Source organism: Paenisporosarcina sp. P4_E4_2, from assembly GCF_056401595.1.
Genome location: NZ_JBFUJC010000360.1, coordinates 1 through 3,109 on the forward strand (window position 1 = coordinate 1; position 3,109 = coordinate 3,109).

General features: G+C 41.4%; 3 protein-coding genes. 2 read left to right on the top strand and 1 reads right to left on the bottom strand.

Going from position 1 to position 3,109, the window contains the following annotated elements; genetic code table 11:
- Both AC1DSB_RS17080 and AC1DSB_RS17085 read left to right on the top strand, forming a co-directional pair.
- Nucleotides 1-1,688 (top strand): vWA domain-containing protein (locus AC1DSB_RS17080; protein ID WP_477587186.1); only part of this gene is annotated, 1,688 nt, incomplete at its 5' end.
- A gap of 21 nt (nucleotides 1,689-1,709) precedes the next feature.
- Nucleotides 1,710-2,225, top strand: coding sequence for a GNAT family N-acetyltransferase (locus AC1DSB_RS17085; protein WP_477532066.1), 516 nt, complete (start codon nucleotides 1,710-1,712; stop codon nucleotides 2,223-2,225).
- A 278-nt stretch (nucleotides 2,226-2,503) separates the two neighbouring features.
- Here the strand turns inward: AC1DSB_RS17085 and AC1DSB_RS17090 are convergent.
- On the bottom strand, nucleotides 2,504-3,109 hold a 606-nt coding region (locus tag AC1DSB_RS17090), incomplete at its 5' end, for an MFS transporter (protein WP_477587187.1).

Sequence of the window (3,109 nt, forward strand, 5' to 3'; positions counted from 1 at the left end):
CCCCCATACCATCCTATATCGATGACCAAGTGGTAAAAGTTGATGCAATTCAAGCTTCAGACTTGCCATTCGACTTGTCGAATTATTTAGCGTATGATGCTATTATTTTTGACAATGTTCCAGGTTATCAAGTAGGCGAAGCCAAAATGACCGTAATTGAACAAGCGGTAAAAAATTTCGGTGTCGGCTTTATGATGGTCGGAGGAGATAATAGTTATGGACTGGGAGGCTATTTTAAAACACCGATAGAAAAATTGCTTCCCGTTGAAATGGAAGTGAAAGGTAAGCAACAATTGCCTTCCCTCGGACTGATTATTGTCATGGACCGCTCGGGTAGTATGTCTGGCAATAAATTTGAACTGGCAAAAGAAGCAGCAGCACGATCAGTTGAATTATTGCGGGATGACGACACACTAGGCTTTATTGCTTTTGATGATCGTCCGTGGGAAATCATTGAAGCGAAAACCCTGACTGATAAAAAAGAAGCACTTGAAAAAATCTTGTCCGTTTCTGTAGGCGGGGGTACCGAGATTTACCCAGGTCTCGAACTGGCTTATGAACGACTATCCGATTTGAAATTGCAGCGCAAACATATCATTTTGTTGACGGATGGACAATCTGCTACTCAAAATGACTTTGAAGAACTGATTACAGAAGGTCTTGGGGATAAAAACATTACTTTATCAACAATAGCCATTGGGCAAGATGCAGACCGAACGTTGCTAGAAGAATTGGCACAATTCGGCACAGGTCGTTTCTATGATGTCAGTGATGAAAGTACGATTCCGGCCATTTTATCACGGGAAACCGTGATGATTTCAAGGACATATATTGAAGACAATCCCTTTTATCCGWTTATCCGAGGCGATGCGGCCTGGACTAGTTTATTTTCGGATGGAGTTCCACAACTAAATGCATATATTGCAACGACTGCGAAACAAACTGCGACCGTTGTCGCTGAGAGTACGAAAGAAGATCCTGTTATTGCGGAATGGATGTATGGATTAGGTAGAACAATTGCGTACACATCCGATTCAACCGGTGCATGGAGTGGGGACTTTGCACGCTTCAGCGAGTGGGGGAATTTCTGGAACACTGCGGTATCAAGATTGCTACCATCTTATAGCGAAGTTCCATTCGATATCCGAAAATCCCAAGATGGTTCCTATTCGGTTACGGATCCATCCGGTCAATCGTCCTTTCTGGATATTGTAGCGGTGAACGAAGCGGGTGAAGAAATCGAAAGTCTGTCTGAACCGATTTCACCTGGTAAAAGCCGTGTTTCATTCGATGCGGATCCAGGGCTGATTTTCCTTAGAATATCAAATGAACAAAACAGCATGTATCAGACGGGTATTTCAATTCCTTACAGTGAAGAATACAAAATTCAGCCGCCTAATAAAGGGCTGATGGAGGAAGTCGCCAAGCGTACAGGAGGAAAAGTGATTACCAGTCCTGAACAGGCGATGCGGGATATACAATTTGAGAGCTCAGAAAGTAAAAGTATTCAAAAGTGGTTAATCCTAATCGCCATGTTATTATTTTTCATTGATATCACATTAAGAAGATTTGGTTGGCGTATGATTTCTGGAGTGACTTCTCATCTGAAAAAATCGACAGTTGAAAACGTTACACGAGCTAATGATACGAATGTTGCTCAACTACTGAAAGGGAAAAAGAAACGTTAAAGGTAAAGTGGGGAGTACAAAATGATCGTCCATGAAAGTGATCGATTGGAATTAAAGGTTTTTTCGGTTGAAGATGAAGAGGCGGCAAAGAATTTTTGGGGGAATGCCGAAGTGATGGTGCATTGTGGGGCGCCTACACCACATGAAATGTTAGGGAAAGTTCTAATGTCCTATCAAGCATGCCATGAAAAAAAAGGGCTCTCTGTTTATGCGCTGGTCGAGAAAGAGACCAGTGAAGTAATTGGAGCAGCTGGTTTCAATGTAGCGAGCGGCTTGGAAAAAGTTGAATTGATTTATCATCTTTCTAAAGAGAGCTGGGGGAAGGGGTATGCGACAGAAGCAGCAGTAGCATGCATCGAAATTGCGAAGCAAACAGATGGCGTGGAAACGATTTTTGCCTCTGCTGATCCTCACAATGTCAGTTCCACTAAAATTCTCGAAAAAGCAGGATTTCAGTTTATCGAAATGAAGTGGTTTGATGACACTAATCAAGAAGAACCCTACTTCGAATATCAAATTTTACAAGATGATAAATGAAAAAGGTTGTTCTCGGAAGGTAAGCCTTCCTGGAACAACCTTTTTCTTATTTATTATTCTGACACTGTTCTATTAAAAGAGGGAATCTGCTCCCTTTCCGCGAACAAACTACCAAGCCTCCTCGCTGCGGGGTCTTGGCGATCCATTTTTCCGTAGGAAAGATTAGGGAGAAAAATAGTTTGGCACAAGTCTTTGCGACGAAGCTAGCGCAGCGATACGGGAGTAGAATTTATAGCTGATTCCCTTACTGATTAACAATATCGTTAAACAGAACCAATTTATTGAATGACAACTGCCGATTTTCGCTGGGTAAGAGAAGCGATGAAGAAGCAAACAATCAATATAAGCGTGCCAGCCATATAAGGGAAGTCCATGTTGATGTCGAACAAAATTCCAGCCAAGGCCGGACCGACCATATTTCCTAAGCTCATATAAGCATTATTCATACCTGCTGCAAAACCTTGTTCAGTTCCAGCCTGTTTCGAAATCAGTGTATTCAATGCAGGTCTCAACAATGAAGCGGCTGTAAAGAATACACTCGACACAATCAAAATCGGCCAGAAACCATCAACAAATAGCACGGAAATCATAGCAAGAGCAGACACAAGTAGATTCACTAGAATCACTTTCAATTCGCCATACTTCACGAATAGTTTATTGATGACAAATGTCTGAACAATAACACCTACAAAGCCGCCTGCTGTAATTAATACGGCAATTTCACCTGGGGTAAATGCATATTTTTTATCCACATATAAAGCAATCGTTGACTGAAAATTTGCTAGACCAAATGAAAATACAAACATTACGATTAACATGACAAAATACGGTGTGGTCGTTGAATGTTTCATTTGTTTGAATAAGTTCTCTCTTTTAGTTGGCTT